At 52.7% G+C, this 20,374-nt stretch carries 18 protein-coding genes and 1 tRNA gene; 9 read left to right on the forward strand and 10 right to left on the reverse strand.

Annotated features, from left to right (window positions below; genetic code table 11):
* Positions 1-61: 61 nt before the first annotated feature.
* Both rpsP and ffh read right to left on the reverse strand, forming a co-directional pair.
* The gene (gene rpsP, locus INT22_RS19565; RefSeq protein WP_009724081.1) at positions 62-310 is read right to left on the reverse strand and encodes a 30S ribosomal protein S16; all 249 of its coding nucleotides are present in this window, start codon (positions 308-310) and stop codon (positions 62-64) included.
* A 290-nt stretch (positions 311-600) separates the two neighbouring features.
* Complete coding sequence (ffh, locus tag INT22_RS19570) at positions 601-2,019, reverse strand: signal recognition particle protein (RefSeq protein ID WP_089039268.1); 1,419 nt, start codon at positions 2,017-2,019, stop codon at positions 601-603.
* A 246-nt stretch (positions 2,020-2,265) separates the two neighbouring features.
* Between ffh and INT22_RS19575 the strand changes: the two genes are divergently transcribed.
* A complete protein-coding gene (locus INT22_RS19575; protein WP_089039269.1) occupies positions 2,266-3,063 on the forward strand; it encodes a cytochrome C assembly family protein in 798 nt (265 codons plus the stop codon).
* Between the two features lie 118 nt (positions 3,064-3,181).
* Entirely contained in the window at positions 3,182-4,459 is a 1,278-nt protein-coding gene (locus INT22_RS19580) for an HlyC/CorC family transporter (protein ID WP_038480964.1), read from the forward strand.
* An 11-nt stretch (positions 4,460-4,470) separates the two neighbouring features.
* Here the strand turns inward: INT22_RS19580 and INT22_RS19585 are convergent, their stop codons facing one another.
* Together INT22_RS19585 and INT22_RS19590 are read right to left on the reverse strand one after the other, a co-directional pair.
* Positions 4,471-5,124 carry a 1-acyl-sn-glycerol-3-phosphate acyltransferase gene (locus INT22_RS19585; RefSeq protein WP_226912948.1) on the reverse strand — a complete coding sequence of 218 codons (654 nt, stop codon included), beginning with the start codon at positions 5,122-5,124 and terminating at the stop codon, positions 4,471-4,473.
* Positions 5,125-5,138: 14 nt separating this feature from the next.
* Positions 5,139-5,753 (reverse strand): TetR/AcrR family transcriptional regulator, encoded by a 615-nt coding sequence (locus INT22_RS19590; protein WP_038480958.1) that lies wholly within the window; start codon positions 5,751-5,753, stop codon positions 5,139-5,141.
* Positions 5,754-5,940: 187 nt separating this feature from the next.
* Here INT22_RS19590 and INT22_RS19595 point away from each other — a divergent pair, with 187 nt between their 5' ends.
* The gene (locus tag INT22_RS19595; protein ID WP_089039271.1) at positions 5,941-6,618 is read left to right on the forward strand and encodes an SOS response-associated peptidase; all 678 of its coding nucleotides are present in this window, start codon (positions 5,941-5,943) and stop codon (positions 6,616-6,618) included.
* An 8-nt stretch (positions 6,619-6,626) separates the two neighbouring features.
* Positions 6,627-9,473 (forward strand): insulinase family protein, encoded by a 2,847-nt coding sequence (locus INT22_RS19600; protein ID WP_193068770.1) that lies wholly within the window; start codon positions 6,627-6,629, stop codon positions 9,471-9,473.
* Between the two features lie 48 nt (positions 9,474-9,521).
* On the opposite strand, the gene sbcB is transcribed toward INT22_RS19600, so the two are convergent.
* The 4 genes from sbcB to minC all read right to left on the reverse strand — a co-directional run bounded on the left by sbcB (position 9,522) and on the right by minC (position 13,152).
* Positions 9,522-11,015, reverse strand: a complete 1,494-nt coding sequence (gene sbcB, locus INT22_RS19605; RefSeq protein WP_193060457.1) for an exodeoxyribonuclease I — start codon at positions 11,013-11,015, stop codon at positions 9,522-9,524.
* 163 nt (positions 11,016-11,178) lie between these two features.
* Positions 11,179-11,430 (reverse strand): cell division topological specificity factor MinE, encoded by a 252-nt coding sequence (gene minE, locus INT22_RS19610; RefSeq protein WP_038480946.1) that lies wholly within the window; start codon positions 11,428-11,430, stop codon positions 11,179-11,181.
* A complete protein-coding gene (minD, locus tag INT22_RS19615; RefSeq protein WP_009724070.1) occupies positions 11,427-12,245 on the reverse strand; it encodes a septum site-determining protein MinD in 819 nt (272 codons plus the stop codon). Before minD ends, minE begins: the two co-directional genes overlap by 4 nt.
* Positions 12,246-12,402: 157 nt before the next feature.
* Complete coding sequence (gene minC, locus INT22_RS19620; protein WP_038480943.1) at positions 12,403-13,152, reverse strand: septum site-determining protein MinC; 750 nt, start codon at positions 13,150-13,152, stop codon at positions 12,403-12,405.
* A gap of 182 nt (positions 13,153-13,334) precedes the next feature.
* Between minC and INT22_RS19625 the strand changes: the two genes are divergently transcribed.
* Positions 13,335-16,142 carry a DUF349 domain-containing protein gene (locus INT22_RS19625; protein WP_193060458.1) on the forward strand — a complete coding sequence of 936 codons (2,808 nt, stop codon included), beginning with the start codon at positions 13,335-13,337 and terminating at the stop codon, positions 16,140-16,142.
* A gap of 120 nt (positions 16,143-16,262) precedes the next feature.
* Here INT22_RS19625 and phbB read toward each other — a convergent pair whose 3' ends face one another.
* A complete protein-coding gene (phbB, locus tag INT22_RS19630; RefSeq protein ID WP_089039277.1) occupies positions 16,263-17,009 on the reverse strand; it encodes an acetoacetyl-CoA reductase in 747 nt (248 codons plus the stop codon).
* A 276-nt stretch (positions 17,010-17,285) separates the two neighbouring features.
* Between phbB and INT22_RS19635 the strand changes: the two genes are divergently transcribed.
* Positions 17,286-17,362, forward strand: a tRNA-Met gene (locus tag INT22_RS19635).
* A gap of 175 nt (positions 17,363-17,537) precedes the next feature.
* Here the strand turns inward: INT22_RS19635 and INT22_RS19640 are convergent.
* Positions 17,538-17,750, reverse strand: a complete 213-nt coding sequence (locus tag INT22_RS19640; RefSeq protein ID WP_193059306.1) for a helix-turn-helix domain-containing protein — start codon at positions 17,748-17,750, stop codon at positions 17,538-17,540.
* A 152-nt stretch (positions 17,751-17,902) separates the two neighbouring features.
* Here INT22_RS19640 and INT22_RS19645 point away from each other — a divergent pair, with 152 nt between their 5' ends.
* The 3 genes from INT22_RS19645 to INT22_RS19655 are packed head-to-tail and all read left to right on the forward strand — an operon-like array spanning position 17,903 to position 20,316.
* Positions 17,903-18,142, forward strand: a complete 240-nt coding sequence (locus INT22_RS19645) for a hypothetical protein (protein ID WP_009098524.1) — start codon at positions 17,903-17,905, stop codon at positions 18,140-18,142.
* The gene (locus INT22_RS19650; protein ID WP_193059307.1) at positions 18,135-19,373 is read left to right on the forward strand and encodes an Arm DNA-binding domain-containing protein; all 1,239 of its coding nucleotides are present in this window, start codon (positions 18,135-18,137) and stop codon (positions 19,371-19,373) included. Before INT22_RS19645 ends, INT22_RS19650 begins: the two co-directional genes overlap by 8 nt.
* A complete protein-coding gene (locus INT22_RS19655) occupies positions 19,360-20,316 on the forward strand; it encodes a TraI domain-containing protein (protein ID WP_193059308.1) in 957 nt (318 codons plus the stop codon). Before INT22_RS19650 ends, INT22_RS19655 begins: the two co-directional genes overlap by 14 nt.
* Positions 20,317-20,374: the final 58 nt, after the last annotated feature.

A 20,374-nucleotide genomic window follows, 5' to 3' on the forward strand; every position in this document is an offset into this window, starting at 1 on the left:
CAACAAATTACAACGACAACATCACCTACTATCACTTACTGACAGTCACGCATTAACCGGCTTAAGCCTGTTTACGCGCTTCTTTAACCAGCTCAGCAACACGACCAGACAACTGGGCGCCCTGGCTCTGCCAGTGAGTAACACGCTCAAGATCAACGCGCAGACGCTCTTCTTGACCACGGGCAACCGGGTTGAAGAAGCCGATACGCTCGATGAAACGGCCATCACGGGCGTTGCGTGAATCAGTAACAGTCAGGTGATAAAAGGGACGCTTTTTGGCGCCACCACGTGCCAAACGAATGGTAACCATACGATAACTATCCTTCGGTTGAGGTTACGAGAGTGTGCAATAGCGCAGATCGCTAACAGAACACTCGTCATACTATTTTCTCGGCACTGCAGACTAAAATCAGTGATTTGCTGCGTACCATCAGGTTCTTCACTGGCAGATGGTAAGGCGATGCTCGCGCATTTTTGCCAACACCCACGCATGAAGAGGCCGCATTCTACGCAAATGCGCTCTGCTTGGAAAGCCTGACAGCCAGAAAACTCTTAAGCCGTCAACCTTGCCAAGCACGTTACAACGTTACTAACAATGGCTTAACGCCAGGGAAGACCGCCGGGGCCACCCATACCGCCCATGCCGCCCGCGCCGCCAGGACCACCCGGCCCGCCGCCGCCCATCATGCCCGACATGCCGCGCATCATTTTCTGCATCCCGCCTTTTTTGCCTGCTTTTTTCATCATTTTCTGCATCTGCTTATGCTGTTTTAGCAGGCGATTCAGGTCAGGTACTTGCAGGCCAGCACCCGCTGCAATACGGCGTTTGCGCGAACCATTGATGATATCGGGCTTGCGGCGCTCTTTGGGGGTCATTGAGTTAATCAATGCCTCCAGCTTGCCAAGCTCTTTTTCCGGACCAGGGCCTTGTGCCATATCAGCCATTTGCCCCATGCCAGGCAGCTTGCCAAGCAGGCCACCCATGCCGCCCATTTTTTTGAGCTGCTGTAACTGATCGCGGAAATCTTCCAGATCAAAACCGTCACCCTTCTTGACCTTGCTGGCCAGCTTGGCGGCTTTGTCCTTATCTACCGTGCGCTCGGCTTCTTCGATCAGCGACAGCATGTCGCCCATACCCAGAATCCGTGATGCCACACGATCCGGATGGAAAGGCTCTAGGGCGTCTACTTTCTCACCAACCCCCATGAACTTGATGGGCTTACCAGTGATATGGCGTACCGAAAGTGCTGCACCGCCACGGGCATCACCATCAGCCTTGGTGAGAATCACCCCGGTCAGCGGCAGTGCATCGTGAAATGCTTTCGCCGTATTCACCGCATCCTGGCCGGTCATGGCGTCGACCACAAACAGCGTTTCTTCCGGTGAAATTGCTTTATGCAGCGCCTGGATTTCGGCCATCATCGCTTCATCGATGGCCAGCCGCCCGGCGGTATCGACTAATACGACATCATGGAACTGAATTTTGGCGTGTTTGATCGCCGCCGTGGCAATATCCACTGGCTTCTGATCGGAACGAGACGCAAAGAAATCAACCTGAACTTCTTTTGCCAGCGTCTCTAGCTGATCAATCGCCGCTGGACGATAAACGTCGGCGGAGACCACCAGCACTTTTTTCTTTTCGCGTTCACGCAGGTAACGCGCCAGTTTAGCAACAGAGGTGGTTTTACCCGCCCCTTGCAAGCCTGCCATCAATACGACCGCAGGTGAGCCTTTTAGGGATAAGCCTTCATTGGCTTCGCCCATGATCGCTTCCAGCTCTTGCTGGACGATTTTAACGAATTGCTGGCCTGGCGAGAGGCTCTTTGAGACTTCCTGGCCAACAGCACGTTCACGAACACGCTCAATAAATGCCTTCACCACCGGCAAGGCGACATCTGCCTCTAACAGTGCTTTACGCACTTCGCGCAGGGTGTCTTTGATATTGTCGTCAGTTAGCCGCGCTTGGCCTTTGATCGACTTCAACGTCTGGGAAAGACGCTCACTCAGATTCTGAAACATGGGGCCTCTGCCTCCGTCGTTGTCGCCGGGCGGTCACACCGGACGAATGTAGGATCGATTATACGCGCTCGCCGCGCGAGTCTCCATGGTCGTCAACATTGGTTATCGATGGCTGTGCGACGCCGCTATGATTGGTTATAGTAGGCAGACTGTTCTAGCTTGAACGATTTAGCACCGCTGACTTTCACAGCGTTGATTCAATGACACTGGATTCAACAACGCGCTGCAAGGCGCACGGATAGCATCATGCAGGCGCTCCCTTTCGCCACGATCGCTTTTATACTCTATGTCGCCGCTGCCATTTGGCAGGGCATGACCTTATTTCGTCGCGTGCCACCACGCCAGGGCATGGTGCGTCTACTTGGTGCGCTTGGGCTTTTACTGCATATCCCAGTGGTCGTGGAGCTTGTTAGCTCAGCCCCAGGGCTACTGCCTGGTTTCACAACCAGCGCAACGCTTCTGATGGCCGTGGCCGTCAACGTTGTACTCGTCGCCAGCCTGTTTAAGCCGGTGCTCAACGCTGGCATCGTGCTATTCCCTCTCGCAGGTATCGCGCTTATTTTTGCCACTTGGTTACCGAGCCAGGGGAGCCAAAGCGGCTTAACGCCCGGCATTTTACTGCATGCCGTCAGCTCTGCGCTGGCGTTTGCCGTCTTGGCAATTGCGGCGATTCAAGCGGTGCTGGTCGGCCTGCAGAACCAAGCACTGCGCCATCACCATATTCGTGGCATTGTGCAATCGCTACCACCGCTCACCACCATGGAAAGAGTGCTGTTTGAACTGGTATGGTCAGGCATTATATTGCTGACACTTTCGATCATCAGCGGACTAATCTTTCTCGACAATATGTTCGCGCAGCATTTGGTGCATAAAACAGTACTTTCGCTGGGAGCGTGGATTATTTTCACCACACTTTTAGTGGGTCGCTATCGTTTTGGCTGGCGTGGCATGCGCGCTGTGCGCTGGACGCTTGGCGGGTGCATACTGCTACTGCTAGCTTACTTTGGCAGCAAGTTTGTCCTGGAAATCTTGCTCCATCGCTAAACATATACTCACCGCATTATCAGCACTGATTTAATTTGGCGTTGATAACAGTGGCCTTGACAGGCCACTTCCATACTTCTAAAAATCGAGCCTAATACGCCATAAAGGAACTTTCGACTTGAGCGACGACTTCCCCCTGGGGTTACTGTTCGGCCTGCTAGCCATTTTGATATTGCTGTCTGCCTTTTTCTCCAGCTCTGAAACAGGCATGATGTCGATAAACCGCTATCGACTAAGCCATCAAGCTAACAGCGGTGATCGCCGCGCAAAGCGTGTCATGCGGTTATTAACGCGTCCCGATCGACTAATTGGCGTTATTTTAATTGGCAATAACTTCGTCAATAACTTAGCCGCCTCAATTGCGACCATCATTGCCATTCACTTCTTTGGCGACGTCTCCGGCCCCGCTATTTCAACGGCGCTACTGACGATTACCATCCTGATTTTTGCCGAAGTCACACCGAAAACCTACGCGGCCATCAAGCCTGAGCGGATCGCTTACCCTACCTCCCTGGGCCTGGAGCCACTGCTCAAACTACTTTACCCACTGGTATGGCTAGTCAACGTCATCTCAAATGGCCTATTACGCCTAATGGGCGTTAAAAGTGTTGAGAACGGCGGCGACAGTTTAACCCGCGATGAACTGCGCACTGTCGTTCACGAAGCAGGCACGCTAATTCCCTACCGACACCGCGCTATGCTGCTGTCGATCCTTGATCTTGAGAATGTCACAGTTAACGACATCATGGTGCCCCGGCACGAAGTTCTTGGCATTGATCTTGACGACACGCTGGAAGATATTCTGACCCAGATCCGCACCAGCCAACATACCCGTTTACCGGTCTATAAAGGCGATATCAACAATATTATTGGCATGCTACATCTACGCAATGCAGCGCGCTTTTTATCGCGTAGCGAAGTCACCAAAGCAGCGATTGTTCAAGAAGCACGGGAGCCGTATTTCATTCCCGAATCCACACCGTTACATACACAGCTACTGAACTTCCAAAAGCAGAAGCGGCGTATTGGTATTGTGGTGGATGAGTATGGCGACGTGGAAGGCTTGGTAACCTTAGAAGATATTCTTGAGGAGATTGTCGGGGAGTTCACCACCGATGTCTCAGAAGATGATGAAATTCATCAGCAAGATGATGGTAGCCATGTCATTGAGGGCACTGCCAATATTCGTGAAATTAACAAAATGCTTGGCTGGCAACTGCCCACTGACGGCCCCAAAACCCTGAATGGCTTAATTCTTGAGCACCTGGAAGCGTTTCCGGAAGGGCCTGCCTGCTTGCAGATTGGTAATACGCGGATGGAAATTTTAGAAATCCGTGACAACCTGATCACTTCAGCACGCTGCTGGCAAAAGCTGCGCCTTGCACGCCGAACGTAGCGACTGACCGTCTAACCAATTTGGCGGTGGGTGATTTCGCTATCACCCGCTGCCTTCAGCGCCCTCACACGAGCCTCTAAATAGCGGCGCAAGGCAATATCCTCTACCTCATGAACCAATACCGGCGGCCCGAAGTGTAAACTGACCGGCGCACGAAAACGTGACGGCCATTTTTTAAGTGCCTTACCACCGTAGTGTGATGTCCAAGACCCCCACAACCCCGCCAAGCCAGCCGGAATGACGGGCACATTATCGCGTGCAAGAATGGTTTCGAGCCCGCGCCTAAAGGCGTGGATATCGCCATCTGGGGTGATACGCCCTTCAGGAAACACCATTACGACATCACCTTCGCGAAGCGCGTGGCTCACCTCATCCAGCGTTCGACGCAATGCACCAGGGCTATGCCGCTCTGATTCAATCGGAATCGCGCCCACAAGCTGGAACCACCACTTTAGCCAGCGAGATTCAAAGATGGGCTGATCCATCACAAACCGCAGCGGCCTGGGGCTACCGCCGCCTAACACCAACGCATCCATAAAGCTGACGTGGTTACAGACTACCAGGGCAGCGCCGCGCTTAGGTACGTTCTCTTGGCCATGTACAGAGAACCGATAACACACACGCATAACAACATAAATGGCGCGACGCAACGCGCAACGCACCATTTTCAACCACCACGTCACGTCGCCGCCTCCCGGTGGCGCAGGCCAGCCAGCACCGTGCTCATTAGCTGATCCAGCAGCTCATCCACCTTCAACTGCTGACCTTGCCAATAGCCTAAGCGCTCGTTTAATCCAAGCTGCACCAAGCCGTGCACGCTCCCCCAGAGGGTGCGCCCAAGGCGTCGCGCTTCAAGATCATCCAATGCTGGCTGATACCGTTTCAACGAGGTTTCCACCTGCGTGAACAGCGCTTCAATAAGATCGCTCTGGCGCTGATCCAGCTCGCCTTCTTGGGCCAGTGGATAATCAAATAGCAGTTGCCAGCGGTAGCAGCCTTGCTCAGCGAAGCGCCAATAAGCGAGCGCTAGCGAGCGCAGCCATGGCTCAGGATCATCTTCTGCCAGGCTAGTAATGGTATGCTGTAAGCGTGCCAACGTTTCAACGTTGACGTGCTGCAATAAGTTATTAAAGCTGCCATATAATTTAAGCAGCGTACTTGGCGCGCAGCCCACTTCTCTGGCCAGGGCACGCAGTGACAAACCATGGACTGGCTGCTTAGCCAACCACTCATCACAAGCGTGCATGACCTGCGCGTGGAGGGCATCGGGCGCATGCTGTCTAGGACGGGCCATGGCGATCTCTTAAGGTCAACGGCAAACAGGAAGAATGCCTCATCGCGCTTTAGCGTGAGCAAGGGATACGCTAGGATACCTTACATCGAACACTGTTTTCGACACTAAAACACGACATTTAACCTATTGTTGCGTTACCCCGCCATTTTGCACTCTCACGAGCCCCATTTCGCATAAGGAGACAGGCATGACGGGACGCCTTCACGTGCAGCGCCTCACGCTATCACGCCTTGTGCCCTCGCTGACTGATACTGAACCACTTATCGAATCGCCTAACTTAGCGCCCCGACAGCCTGTATCAGCAATACGACTTGAGCAGGGACGTTTGCGACTTCAGCCATTATTTTGGGGGCTAACGCCTCCTTGGCTGAAAGTACTCGACCACGCGCCCCATTGCGCTAGAGCAGAAACGCTTAACCAACGCGCCATGTTTAACGAGGCGTTTAGCGCCCGCCGCTGTGTCATTCCAGTCAGCGGATTTTATATCTGGAAGATACAAGCACACAGCAAGCAACCCTATTTAGTGACCCACGTTAACCGAGGGCCACTGTTACTGGGTGCTTTATGGTGCCGTTACCACACAACGCTCACCGCATTTACTGACTCGACGGCGCTAATCAGCGTACCTGCCAACGCCTGCCTTTCTTCACTGACTGACCGATTACCTGTCGTTATCCCTCCAGAAGCGTTAACGCGCTGGCTGGACCCGACGACCGACCTTGAAGCACTCAATGCGCTATTAATGCCTGCGCCATTGGAACTGTTGGGCGCTTTTCCGGTATCAAAACATGTTAATAATCCTGCCTATCAGTCATCATCCTGCGCCCACCCGGTAGGGCCGATGCTGCGCTGGGCTGTGCCATAGGAACCGTAATGTTACGATCTCATGAACCTCTGCCTAACCGTGACGCTGTACGGCAGGCCGTCATCGGCGTCGTGATTGGCGTCGCTTGGTGCACGCCTTTTTTCGCCTTCGCTCAAGACACCCCAGTGAAGGACGCCATCACGCCTATTGTCAGCCCATTTGACGAACGCGATTACCGCGTACTGACGCTGGAAAATGGCCTTCAAGCGCTGCTTGTTAGTGACCCAGAGGCCGATAAAGCCGCCGCCTCCATGAACGTTCGCGTAGGCAGCGCTCAAGACCCTGACGACCTGCAGGGGCTAGCCCACTTTTTAGAGCATATGCTGTTTTTAGGCACTGAACCGTACCCTCAGTCTGATGCCTATCAGCGCTACATTTCTGATAATGCGGGCTCCCACAATGCGTTTACTGCCCAACAAGACACCAACTATTTTTTTGATGTTGAGCCTTCGGCCTTGCCAGGCGCACTGGACCGCTTTAGCGAGTTTTTCCTTTCGCCGCTATTTAACGCCGACCATTTAGAAAGCGAGCGGAATATTGTCCACTCTGAGTACATGGCACGCATTCGTGATGAATCCCGCCGTGAAAACGATGTATTGAATCAGCTACTAAATCCTAGCAATCCCACGACGGGCTTTGCAGTAGGCAGCCGTGACACCCTTGCCAACCCAGCCGAGGGTGAAGCCACTCTCCGCGAGCGAGTGATTGATTTTTATCATCGCTACTACGATGCCAACGTCATGAATTTGGCCATTGTTGCCCCCCAGCCACTCGATACTCTTGAGGCATTAGTTGTCGAACGCTTTGCAAGTCTTCCCGACAATGACCTAAGCGTCCCCACCATTGACACGCCGCTGGTCGATTCAGACACGCTGCCCCGCTACATTGAGCGCCAGTCGCTACAGGATCGCCGCCAACTACGCTTCTATTTTCCGATTCCCGATCCTACCGATGAATACCGTACCAAGCCGACTCAGCTAATTTCTCACCTACTGGGCGATGAAGGCGACGGCAGCTTACTGGCAGCGCTACGCAAAGCGGGCCTTGCAGATGCACTTTCGGCGGGCGTGGGACGAGGTGACGGCAATGAGGCGCTCTTTGCGATCTCGATTAGCTTAACGCCAGCCGGGGCACAGCGACTGGACGATATTGAGGCCACACTATTTGCTGCCATTGAGCAGATACGCGAGGAAGGATTAGCCGAGTGGCGCTACGAGGAACAAAAAAACCTGAATGAACAAGCGTTCCGTTTTCAGCAGCATGGCGCACCACAGCAGGAAGCCACCCGCTTAGCCATGAGCCTTTCTCGTTATCCGGTGGATGATGTGCAGTATGCGCCTTACCGGATGGATGGCATGGATAGTGAGCGTCAGCAGCTGTATCTCGATGCACTGACCCCAGACAACATGCTGCGTTTCTACTCTGCGCCAGACGTAGAAAGCGATACCGTCTCGCCTTGGTTCAACACCCAATGGAAAGAGCAACCACCAACTCAGCCAGGGCAGGCGCTAGGAGGCCTAGCGTTACCGGAACCCAACCCCTTTATCGCCAATGACCTTACTCTCAAGACGGGACAAGATGAGCGCCCTGAAGTGTTGATTGATGCGCCTTCGTTTACCGCATGGCACATGCAAGATAGCCGCTTCAATACGCCAAGCGTTGAGTGGCGGGTAAGCCTCCAGCACCCCAGCGCCAGCTATTCAGCTGAAGAAGCGGTACTCACACGTCTCTTAGCGAGTTGGCTAAATGACAGCCTAAACGAGTCGTTATATCCAGCCTGGCTGGCTGGTCAATCGTTCAGCGCTTACGCTCACGGACGTGGTATGACGCTGTCATTTTCAGGCTGGCGCGATGGACAAACGCCACTGATAGAGCAGGCGATTAAGCAGCTTAAGCATGCCGACATTTCTCCCAGCGCTTTTGAGCGTGTGCGCTATCAACTCCAGCGCGAGTGGCGCAATGCTCCCCAAGCATCGCTCTATGGCCAGGCAGGCCGGGCACTGGGCGAAGCACTACTGACCCCCCAATGGTCAGCGACTGAATTACTTGATGCCAGTCAGCGGTTAGAGCGCCACCACTTAGAAAACTTCCGCAAACGGTTTTTAGACGCGCTTTACATCGATGCAATGGCCGTTGGCAATTTGGATAAAGAGCTGGCTCGTGAGCAGGCCAATGTAATATGCGGCGCGTTATCACCACGTCTCACTCGTGAGGATATCCCTGCGCTTGAAGCACTACAGGTGAGCAATCAGCCTGAGGTGCTTCATCCACACAGCACCCGCGAAGAGTCCCTTGTGCTGCGTTATTTACAGGGTCGCGACACGTCCACTGAAGAGCAGGCGCGCCTCAGCGTATTGGCGCAATGGCTGGATACGCCCTTTTATCAGCAACTACGTACCGAGGAGCAGCTTGGCTATATTGTTAATGCGGGCTATTCCCCGCTGTTAGAGGCGCCGGGGATTGCCTTGGTAGTTCAGTCGCCGGATGTTGAGAGCAGCATGATCGCCGAGCGCATGGACGCCTTTATGGCGGCAGCGGGCGAGCGCCTGAATACGTTAACCGAGGAAGCGTTAGCACCGCATCGTCAGGCCGTTCATTCTCGCTTGACCCAGCGAGACACGAGCCTACAGGGCATGGCAAACCGCTACTGGCAAGCCACAGCACTGGAGGACGTGCACTTTGATCGCCGTGAACAACTCGCCACACTAGCGCTGGATGTTAGCGTACAAGAACTGCAGGCACTGTGGCCGACGCTTCAATCACACCAGTTAGATATTCGCTACAACCCTGGCGACTCACCAAGTGATATCGCCCCCTACCGAGCAGCACGCGTGCCGTTTACCGATGCACGCTAAGTGCTAATTTAAACGATTTAGCTTAACGATTTAGCTAAGCTCGCCAGCTCAGGCATCAAACGCCTGAGCTGGCATCATTGACTCAACGTACATCACCAACTCTTCCAGCACTTGGCGCTCGCGATCCGATAGGGTCTGCTGGTTATAACGCTCTATTTCTCGCGCAAAGGCTTTCAGCGTAAAACCCGACAAGGCCGGATCATTAATGCGCATCCAGCGAAACGCATCCCACTGCTCGCGCTCTTCGCCCTCCAGCGTGTCTGGATAACTACGCGCACGGTAGCGAAACAACATTTCCTCCAGACGAGGATCTTGAAAGGCAAAGCGCTGGCCGACTAAATCCCAGGGATCCATTGCCAATGCTCGCTCCATTTGCTGGCGATCAGCCGCAGAGAAAAAGCTGCCGGAATAGAGCATTAAGTCAGGGTCTTGAGGCACATCTTCGTAGGCTGCGTTAAATACCTCAGCTACTTTTTGCGCCACACCGCTAGCCTCTCGCAGCGTTTTCCAATGGCCGCGACAGGCATCAATATCAATCGTTAACCGCTCAATGATCATGCCGTATTCGCCTTTGTGCGGACCATCCACATCTTTTAACGCCGTCGCTGGAAAGATGACTGGACAGCGATTAATGTGGATCACTTTCAGCGGTATACGCACTTCCCCCTCGGACAGATCCTGCTGACTGACGAACACACGTTCTCTGATTTGCTCGGCACTCATAGTCAGCAAATCACTAGGATCAACGCTTAAGTCGTAAACAATAACGCCATTAGGGTTCGTCGGATGCTCGGCCAGTGGCATGACCAATGCGCTACAACCACGGCTGGCAGGGTAACGACGAGAGATATGCAAAAGCGGTTTAGCGCTGGGCAAGTCTAACTGCTTGGCCACTGCGCGCTTGCCACGCATGCCCAGTAAATAGTCGAATAATTTTGGGTTTCGGGCTTTTAGCAGACGCGCTAGCGCAATGGTGGCACGTACATCAGCTACCGCATCATGAGCGCCTTCATGGGCAATGCCATTGGCCGCCGTTAAGTGTTCAAGTTTGAAGCTAGGCGCACCATCTTCCCGCTGCGGCCACTCAATGCCGTCGGGGCGCAAGGCGTAAAACGCGCGCACCACATCAATCAAGTCCCAACGGGAGTTGCCGTTTTGCCATTCGCGGGAATAAGGGTCAAGCAGGTTGCGATAAAACAAGTGACGGGAGATTTCATCATCAAAGCGAAGGCTGTTATAGCCCACTACGCAGGTGCCTGGCTCACTCATAAAGCCTTGGACTTGGCGGGCAAACTCCCCCTCAGGCAAGCCTTTCCGCTGCGCTTTTTGCGGTGTAATACCGGTAATTAGGCAAGCAGCAGGGTGAGGCAGGTAGTCATCAGCAGGTTTGCAGTAGAGCTCTATCGGCTCACCGATTTCATTAAGCTCGGCGTCAGTGCGTAATGCGGCAAACTGAGCGGGCCGATCGCGACGCGGATCAGCACCAAATGTCTCATAGTCATGCCAGAGAAAACTGGCAGGGGCAGCATTAGGTGGCGCCATTGATGAAATCTCCTTGAGCATAGCTTCCCGCCCACAAGCCAACGAACCACTTGCCGAAGCGGGTACAAAAGCCCAAGCCTAGCACAACCGCAGCGCCTCTCGCCGCCCCTCTTAGCGAATAGCCATGCTTAACGACTGGCTATGCTGCTTCCATATGGAAACGTCAACCTTTCGGCAGCGTAACATTGAGCTCCAACACTGAGCAATTGTCTTCGCTATCAAGCGAAATTTGAATGGCATCATCATCGACCTGTACATAACGACGAATGACTTCCAACAGCTCGCGCTCGAGCAGCGGCATATAATCTGGCTGACCGCGCTGGCCGCGCTGATGCGCCACGATAATTTGCAAACGCTCCTTAGCCACCGAGGCGGATTTCTTGCGCTCACGCTTCAAGAACTCCAGCAATTTCATCGCCGACCACCCCCGAACATACGGTTCAACAATCCCTTACGCTGTACTTCATGAAAGCGCAGAGGCATATCTTCACCTAATAGGCGCGATACAGTATCTGAATACGCCTGACCTGCATCGCTCGCCGCATCGTGAGTAACGGGAACCCCCTGGTTCGATGCACGTAATACCGCTTCGGATTCAGGGATTAAGCCAAGCAGATCGATAGACAAGATTTCACGAATATCATCAAGGGTCAGCATGTCCCCAGACGTTACGCGAGAAGGGTTATAGCGCGTAATCAGCAGATGCTCTTTAACAGGGTCTAAGCTTTGTTCAGCGCGCCGCGTCTTGGAACCAAGCAATCCCAAAATGCGGTCAGAGTCACGCACTGAGGAAACTTCAGGATTCGTGACAACAATCGCTTCATCAGCGAAGTACATAGCGAGTTGAGCCCCCCTCTCGATTCCTGCGGGGGAGTCACACAAGATAAAATCAAAATCTTGTTTGAGCTGCTCAAGGATTCGCTCTACGCCTTCCTGCGTCAGTGCATCTTTATCACGCGTTTGAGAGGCTGGAAGAATAAATAAGTTTTCAACGCGTTTATCGCGAATCAGCGCTTGGTTAAGCCCTGCTTCCCCTTGGATAACGTTTACCAAGTCATAAACAACGCGGCGCTCACAGCCCATGATTAGGTCGAGGTTACGTAGACCAACATCGAAATCAATGACGACTGTTTTTTTACCGCGCAGGGCAAGTCCTGTTGAAATAGCGGCAGCGCTGGTGGTCTTACCAACCCCCCCTTTACCGGAGGTCACTACAATAATTTTGGCCAAGAGTTACTTCCTTCTTGAAGTCGTTCATCGCGAGCGCGTTTAAAGGGTCGCACTGCGCACAACGGGAACATCAATGTCAACAACATGACATACTGTAACGTATAGCGCTTGCGACGTCGCTAGGCATTAAGCACCAACACACGCTCATGCGTTTGAATTAACCCAGCGGCTTAATTTCCAGCTGCTCTTTAGCGAAATGCACCTCTGCAGCACGGCCAAGCAACTGTGAATCAATATCTTCTAACCGTTTGTAATTGCCTGCCACAGAAAGAAGCTCTGCTTCCAATTCTCGACAGTAAATACCCGCCTGGGTATTGCCATGAATACCCGCCAAGGCACGTCCGCGAAGCGCTCCGTAGACGTGGATACTACCAGCCGCCAGGACTTCAGCGCCCGCATTTACTGCCCCAATCACCACTAGATCGCCTTCTGATGCGCTTACCTGCTGGCCAGAGCGCACCGTACCGCGAAATAAGCGTGTTGCTACCGCAACCACTTCCTGGTCGGCAGCTTCCACCTCGTCTATGGCGTCATCAGGGGTAGCAGTAGTATCAACGCTCTCTAATAGCCTAGACCGCCCTTCTTCAACAGGGGCAAACCAGCCTAGCCCTAATGCCCAGGCAGATTGACGTACTGGCTCAGCTCCGCCACGTACGGCGACCGGCAGTAATTTATGATCGCGACATACCGCGCAAATGCGCTCAAGCGCCAAGTGAGGTTCATCGAGTTTTTCCACGCTCAGCACAACCGGTGTATGCTGAAAGAACGCGGGGGATTGCGACAACTTGCCAGCTAGCTGACTTCGTATATGTTCCGGGTCAGCACTGCTCAATTCCATGACGGTCATTGGCAGCATGCCACCTTTAAAGGTGAAGGCAATGTCGGCACTATTGGCGTTGAGGCTCATGGCCGAACTCCATGTCATGTTCAGGTAAGATAAAGGTAGCGCAATCTCGCGCTGGGTGTTGTGAAGAAGTATTAATCATCACAGCGCCTACAGCAAAGCTAAGCGACAGCGCCGATGACTGCAACTATCTGTCATCGGTAGTTGATTTTTTTCACGCTACGCACCTCTCTGCAGGATGATCCATGCACGGACTGTTAAGACGCCTGTTCGCTCCTCGGTGGCAGCACCCTGATCCCGAGGTGCGTCTCAAGGCACTCGACCAGCTTGACCCTCAACAACCAGAACAGCAACAAGCGCTAAAGCAATTAGCACAGGATAAAGAGAGTAACATCCAGCTTGCTGCTCTACTGGCCCTTGATGACTTAGCGGAGCTTGTCAATGCGCTTCCAGAGCATCGTCAAGACGAAGCTTGGTTTAACGCGGCTTGCCAGCGCTTATGTGGCTCACAGGGCCACACCGACCTGCAAAAACGGCAGGCTATTGTGGCAGAGCTATCGGAGCCTCGGTTGCTCAACGCCATTGCACTTCAGGGAGACAACCTTAATCTGCGGCTCGCTGCGTTAGAGCAATTAACCGTTGAAAGCGACTTCGTCCACCAAGCCTGCCATAACGGCGTGGCAGCGGTGCGCCATCAAGCGGCTCAACGAATTGAAAGTGAAGAGAGCCTCAAAAAGCTATTAAAAGAAGCGCGTCGTGACCGCCAGGTCATTCGTCTGGCGCGAGAAAAGCTCACCCAACTGCGCAATGATGCTGAGTGGCTAGCGGATCAACAAGCCCAGCGTGAGCATCTGCTTAAACAGTTAGAACAGCACGCCAGGGCTCCCTGGGAGCCGCTGTATGGTGGTCGCTTCCGTCATTTGGAGCGTGAGTGGCAAAGCCTTTCCCACCCGCCCAGCGTGACGCAAGAGCAGCGTTTTCATCAGGCAGCGCTTAGCTGCCGAAAAACACTGCATCATCATGAAACGCAAGAACAAGCGCGTCAGCAGAGCATTGCTCATCGCGAAGAGATTGAACGAACTCGCGATCAACTGCTTGAAGGCATTGAAGAAACGTTAGAGGGCCTGGCACATGCAGAGCAGCTAACAGTTCAGGATATCGATAGCCTACGGGCTCAACGCCAACTACTCGGCCAGCGTTGGCAATCCCTGTCAGATCAACACCCGCCTGGCGAGAGCGTTCAACAACGCTATAGCCAAGCACTGAAACGCTATGAAGTATGCATGGAAGCATGGCAGCGCTGGCAAGCCATCAGCGCAGATATAGAAACGGCCATTGCCAACCAAGATAACGTGGCCATTGCCAAGTACGTTAAGCAGTGCGCTTGGCCTAAACACATAACGCCTCCAGAGCTACTCAAGCATGCACAAGCGTTAAAAGATGCTGACGTTTCTACCAAACCCACCCCTACCGCGTCACTTAACGCGCTTAGTGCCGACGTGGATAACTTTGAACACTTGTTAGAGCGTGGTGCCTTTAAAAGTGCCAGCCGCCTCTATCAACGCCTCAAACCCTCCATCGACGAACTGACAGGGGAAGACGCCAAGCCGCTAAAAGCACGCGTGAAACAGCTAGGCGCACGGTTAGCAGAACTACGTGATTGGCGCGGTTTTGTGGCCGGCCCGAAACGCGAGCAACTCTGCGCTAGCATCGAAGCGCTGGCTGACGATCAACACATGGCAGACGTTGCCCTTGATCGCCACCATCGCCAGTTGGTAAAAGAGTGGAAATCGCTCGGCGATGCCGCTGCTAATCGCGAACAGTCGGCACGCTTTCGCGCGGCCTCTGATCGCATTCACGAGCGTTTGACTCCCTGGCGAGAACAGCTTAATCAAGAGCGTGATGCCAACCTGAAAGGCCGTGAAGCACTCTGCGAACAACTTGAAACGTTGCTTAATCAGCCAGCAGAGGATGCCGACCCCGATGTATTGCGCGAGATCCGTGACAAAGCCCGCCACCAGTGGCGTCACTACTCTCCGGTTCCTCGAGACCAATCAGAAACCGTTGGCCGTCGTTTTGGAGCTATCCGTCATCGCCTCCAGGCGCTTATTGACCAGCGAGCAGAGCAGATCGCTAGTCAAAAGCGCATGCTTATCGAACAAGCGAAAAGCTTACAGGATGACCACGAATCACCCTTAGCCGCCCGCATAGCGAGCACAAAGCAGCTACAGCAGCAGTGGCGCGCGCTGGGTCGTGCTCCAAAAGGCGAAGAGCAAGCCCTATGGAAAGCCTTTCGTCATACCTGCGATCAGCTCTTTGCTCAGCGTGACGCCCACAAGCATGAACAGGCAGCTCGCCAACAACAGAAGCTCGATCAGTTGCAAACATTAATTGACGAAATGGATAGCTGGCAGCCGACGCAAGCCGAAGAATCTGCCACCCTTGCGTCTTATCTAGAAAGCATTAGCCAGCTTGAGCCGTTGCCACGTAATCGACGAAGTGACGGCATGCAGAAACGCCTTAGCGGCATTGTAAGGGCTAAACGTGAGCGCTTAAGCCGCCTGGAAATTGCTCATACAGTGCAGCAATGGCACAGCGCCTTACCGCTGGTAAATGCGCATATCGCCGCAGACCAACAATCACTAGCCGGCGAAGAGCCACAAGCAGTTGATGTGAAAGAGGTATTGAGTGACGGGCTGCCTGCTATTTTTATGAAGGCTCACCAGCAGCGCAATCATGCGCGGCTCACCACTTCCACTCCCCTCTCAGCCGAAAAACTTGCTGAGCTAGAAGATGGACTGGCTCGCCTGAGAGTGCATTTGTCTTTGCTAGCGTTAGGTAGCGTCAAGCAGCGTGATGAACCTCTCCGCCTGGCTATTCAAGTAGAACGGCTAAATGAAGGGATCAATAACGAGCGTAGTCGACCAGATGAGATCAGCGGCATATTAGCAGCACTTATGGCGCTTGGCCCCATGCCTAACCAATTGTGGCGCAAGGAAGCAGAAGAGTTTGACAATCTTTTTAGTCGCCTAGCGCGAGTGCCTCACCCTTAAGCCCTTTATATAAGTACGTTACACAAGTACTGCTCCCCCCCAACACTAGCAACGGGAGGCGAATAGCCTCCCGTTTACGCTTTTCCGTGATTGAATAAATCTGCTTATCGCGTTGGGCGATTAGCCCATAAACTGACCGCCATTAATATCAATATTGGCGCCAGTAATAAAGCCTGACTCTTTATCTGCTAAGAACGTTACCAAGCGACCGATCTCCTCCGGTGTACCGTAACGCTTCACTGGAATAGTTTCACGAATGGCTTCACGCACCTGCTCGGGAATTTTCATGATCATATCGGTGGCAATGTAGCCAGGCGACACGGTATTCACCGTAATGCCTTTGGTTGCTGTTTCTTGTGCCAGCGACATGGTCAACCCATGCATACCTGCTTTGGCAGCCGCATAGTTCACTTGCCCGAATTGACCTTTACGGCCATTGATAGAAGAAATATTGATGATGCGACCGTAGCCCTGCTCTAGCATCATTTCAATAACGCTGCGGCACGTGTTGAAGACGCTATTAAGGTTGGTATCGATCACTTGATACCACTGTTCATAGGACATTTTCTTCATGGTGCCATCGCGAGTGATGCCAGCACAGTTAACTAACACGCTGATAGGCCCATATTTTTCTTGGATTTCTCGAGCACCTTCTAGGCAGGCATTGTGGTCGGAAAGATCGACACCCGATAACGCGATGTTGTCGTAACCAGCGGCTTGCTGGGTTTCCAGCCAGGTTTTGGCTTTCTCAGGATTGTGATATCCCGCGACTACCAAATAACCCGCATCCGCCAATGAATGGCAAATTGACGTTCCGATTCCACCAGTTCCACCTGTTACCCAGGCGACGGGGGCTTGATTGGTCATTGACTACCTCCCTGATATGACAAACGGCTTGGACGCTAAGCATTATGGTGATGTCGCAAGCCATTCTTAATAAGCGCCGTAGCGCCTCAGCATTCACAGCACGTCGTATTGTTAGTTGGACGACATACTGACAGTAAGCTTTTTGTTATCCCTATTGGAAGCATAGCTTTACTCTTCCAATGTTGCAGCACGATGAAGGTCGTGCCTAACAATATAAGCGTTTTATGCAGGGGGTTGACTTCGCGCTAAAAATGCGTAGAATACGCCACACGTTGATGCGGGGTGGAGCAGTCTGGTAGCTCGTCGGGCTCATAACCCGAAGGTCATCGGTTCAAATCCGGTCCCCGCTACCAATATTTTGAGAGGCAGATCAGTTACTTACTGATCTGCCTTTTTTATGTTTGTTTGTTGGCTAACTTCCTGTGACACATCTGTGACGTATATGTGACACATTGGCCTTTTTCTTTTCCTCAGGAATTTTCCTCTACGACCTTCAGGCAACCGACTGCCCTATCGCTTTGTGATTGTTTATTTTTCCTGGCCGTCATCAAATTCGAGCAAATCCCCTACCCCGCAGTTGAATAACTTGCATAGCTTATCCAACGCGTCTAACTCAATGCGCTGAGCTGTTTCTTTGTAAAGCAGCGTGATGGTATTGCGGTTCAAACCCGTTTCACGCGCCACATCAACGATCTTCATTTTGTGCTCACCCATCAAGCGCGCAAGATGACAACGAACCATCAAAAACCTCCTTAAAACATTTTTTGTCATCCAGAATGGCAAAAAAATCTTGCAAATGGCTTTTTGCTGTCTAAAATGTCACTCAGGATGACATTCTGATATTTGGAATGCCTTTTAGTCACGCAGAATACCACCCCTCATGGAGGTTTTCGATGGAAGCATCATATACCTACCTAACGACCGAAGAGCTTGCTCAGCGCATTAAGTACGACTGCCGCACCATCCGCCAGCAATTAAAAGATAGCGTTCTTATTGAGGGCACCCACTACATCAAACCATTTGGCCGCCGCAAAATTTTGTTCCTTTGGGAAGCCGTTGAAAAAGAAATGCTGAAGGCGACCCATAAAAACCTATCCATTCCGATGGCCAACGGAGGCTTTAGTCATGGGTAAAGTCCGCCAACGTAAAGAGACGGGTAAGCTCTACCTAGACTTTTTTTATCAAGGCTTGCGGCTGCGTGAACAAACCGCGCTGAAAGACACACCTGCCAACCGAAAAAAAGTAGAGCAACTGCTTGCAAAGATAGAAGCCAAAATCCTGCTAGATGACTTCGATTATGCCGAGTTTTTTCCTGGCAGCAAAAACTTAAAAAAACTAGCGCCTACGCAGGCTACTCTCAACTCTACAGTGGCTACGCAAACCACTGAGAGCATATCGCAGCAGGTAGAAACACCACTCTTCAACGACTTTGCCGAGCAGTGGTTTGAAGAGAGCAAGATCCAGTGGCGCTCTTCTCATGTACGTAACGTGAACTCGATCTTGGATAGCTCACTTAAGCCCGCATTCGGTAAAAAGCCCGTCGGCGATATAACCAAGGCTGACATCATGGGGTTTCGCGCCAAGCTGGCCAAGCGCAAGGGACGAGGCACCACAGGGCTAGTATCGCCAAAGACTATCAACAGCCATATGACGATTCTTCGCATGGTGCTGGATGAGGCCGCCGAGCGATTCGATTTCGAGACGCCCTACAAAAATATCAAACCCTTAAAGCTACAGAAGACGCACATAGAGCCCTTCTCGCTCCATGAAGTCCACCGCATCATTGATAACGTGCGCCCCGACTATCGTAACTACTACACGGCGCGCTTTTTTACTGGTATGCGTACCGGTGAGGTCGATGGATTGAAGTGGAAGAATGTAGATTTCGCAAAGAGGGAAATCTTAGTGCGCGAGACGTTAATCAACGGAGAGACCGAATACACCAAGACCGATGGCTCGCAGCGTGAAATTCCCATGTTTGGTCCGGTATACGACGCCTTAAAAACGCAGTATGCCGCCACCGGGCGTATGAGCCAGTACGTGTTCAGCAATCAACTGGGGCAGCCGCTTGATCACAATAACGTGACAAAGCGCGTGTGGTATCCCTTGCTGAGGTCGCTTGGGCTGACGAAACGCCGCCCGTACCAAACGCGCCATACTGCCGCGACGCTGTTTCTAGCCTCGGGTGAGAACCCAGAGTGGGTAGCGCGCATGTTAGGCCACAGCTCAACCGAGATGCTGTTTAAGGTTTATTCCCGCTATGTGCCTAATGCCACACGTATGGACGGCTCTGCTTTCGAGCGTTTATTAGGCAATGCCACGTCTACCAAGCCCGAGAAGGAGCACCGCCATGAAACGGCCTAATCAACAAGCTCCAGCACACCTGTCTCGCACTTTTACTGGCACTTATCGCCTTACGGGGCGCGTGGTGGAGTTCGACAATGCAAAAACGCCTTTTCTAAAGCTTCGGCTAAGCGACTGCGAAGGTGATCGTATCGCAATGCTGAATTTAGCAAAGACACACGTTCCTGAGCGCATTGGCCATTTGGATTTTGTTACTGCATCAGGAGTAAAGTGCTTATCGGGCCAATTCCTACTTGATGAGTTCCGCAAGGCGACCCGTGAGAAAGTCCACTCACTGGACACGCTACAATCGCTACCACGTGTGTACGCCCCCGCACCAGCGGTGTTCGATCAATTAGTGAAGACCGTACAGTCTCTGCAATCGGAGCACTTACGCAGTTTTTTAACACGGGTATTGGAACGTAAGGACCGTATCGAGGCGTTTCTGAATGCACCCGCCAGCGTGGCCTACCACCACGCCTATCCAGGTGGGCTGCTAGAGCATTCGCTGAACGTCGCGAATAATGCTGTTGCCATGCTGCGCTTAAATGAGCCCGCTATGCCGCGCCTGATGCAGGAAACGTGCTTTGTAGCAGGGCTGTTGCACGATATTGGTAAGACGTATACCTACGACTCGAAAGGCAAGCCTAACGCGGCGTGGAAGCTCTGTAGCCACGATGCGTTTACGCTAGAAGCGTGTGCCTATGGCCTTGCCTATTTAGACCAACATGAGCCTAACATTGCGATGACCTTACGCCATATCTGGACATGCGCTTCCCCGGGCGCGCGTTATGGCCAGCCAGCCGCCATGACACTTGCTCGTTACATTCGTGATGCAGATGGGCAAAGCGCCATGACAGATAACCAACAGCGTGCGTTTCGTAGCAAAAGCCAGTGGGGCTTTAGCCGGATTGGACAAAATATTTTTTGGCAGCCTCAGCTAGCCTGCTCGTTAACGCCATAACATCGAAGCGTTTTAACACTGTAAAAGCCGTCATTATTACTTGTGGTGGCTTTTTCTC

The sequence above is a fragment of the Halomonas sp. 3D7M genome (assembly GCF_014897885.1).
Taxonomy (GTDB): Bacteria; Pseudomonadota; Gammaproteobacteria; order Pseudomonadales; family Halomonadaceae; genus Vreelandella.

Excerpts from the sequence above, each read along its gene's own strand:
- minE (WP_038480946.1), bottom strand. The coding sequence starts at position 11,430 with ATGAAATTGCTGGAGTTCTTGAAGCGTGAGCGCAAGAAATCCGCCTCG.
- INT22_RS19645 (WP_009098524.1), top strand. The coding sequence starts at position 17,903 with ATGGAAGCATCATATACCTACCTAACGACCGAAGAGCTTGCTCAGCGC.
- minC (WP_038480943.1), bottom strand. The coding sequence starts at position 13,152 with ATGAGCCTCAACGCCAATAGTGCCGACATTGCCTTCACCTTTAAAGGT.
- ffh (WP_089039268.1), bottom strand. The coding sequence starts at position 2,019 with ATGTTTCAGAATCTGAGTGAGCGTCTTTCCCAGACGTTGAAGTCGATC.
- INT22_RS19575 (WP_089039269.1), top strand. The coding sequence starts at position 2,266 with ATGCAGGCGCTCCCTTTCGCCACGATCGCTTTTATACTCTATGTCGCC.
- sbcB (WP_193060457.1), bottom strand. The coding sequence starts at position 11,015 with ATGGCGCCACCTAATGCTGCCCCTGCCAGTTTTCTCTGGCATGACTAT.
- rpsP (WP_009724081.1), bottom strand. The coding sequence starts at position 310 with ATGGTTACCATTCGTTTGGCACGTGGTGGCGCCAAAAAGCGTCCCTTT.
- INT22_RS19640 (WP_193059306.1), bottom strand. The coding sequence starts at position 17,750 with ATGGTTCGTTGTCATCTTGCGCGCTTGATGGGTGAGCACAAAATGAAG.
- INT22_RS19650 (WP_193059307.1), top strand. The coding sequence starts at position 18,135 with ATGGGTAAAGTCCGCCAACGTAAAGAGACGGGTAAGCTCTACCTAGAC.
- INT22_RS19600 (WP_193068770.1), top strand. The coding sequence starts at position 6,627 with ATGTTACGATCTCATGAACCTCTGCCTAACCGTGACGCTGTACGGCAG.
- INT22_RS19590 (WP_038480958.1), bottom strand. The coding sequence starts at position 5,753 with ATGGCCCGTCCTAGACAGCATGCGCCCGATGCCCTCCACGCGCAGGTC.
- INT22_RS19595 (WP_089039271.1), top strand. The coding sequence starts at position 5,941 with ATGACGGGACGCCTTCACGTGCAGCGCCTCACGCTATCACGCCTTGTG.
- phbB (WP_089039277.1), bottom strand. The coding sequence starts at position 17,009 with ATGACCAATCAAGCCCCCGTCGCCTGGGTAACAGGTGGAACTGGTGGA.
- INT22_RS19625 (WP_193060458.1), top strand. The coding sequence starts at position 13,335 with ATGCACGGACTGTTAAGACGCCTGTTCGCTCCTCGGTGGCAGCACCCT.
- INT22_RS19655 (WP_193059308.1), top strand. The coding sequence starts at position 19,360 with ATGAAACGGCCTAATCAACAAGCTCCAGCACACCTGTCTCGCACTTTT.
- INT22_RS19585 (WP_226912948.1), bottom strand. The coding sequence starts at position 5,124 with ATGGTGCGTTGCGCGTTGCGTCGCGCCATTTATGTTGTTATGCGTGTG.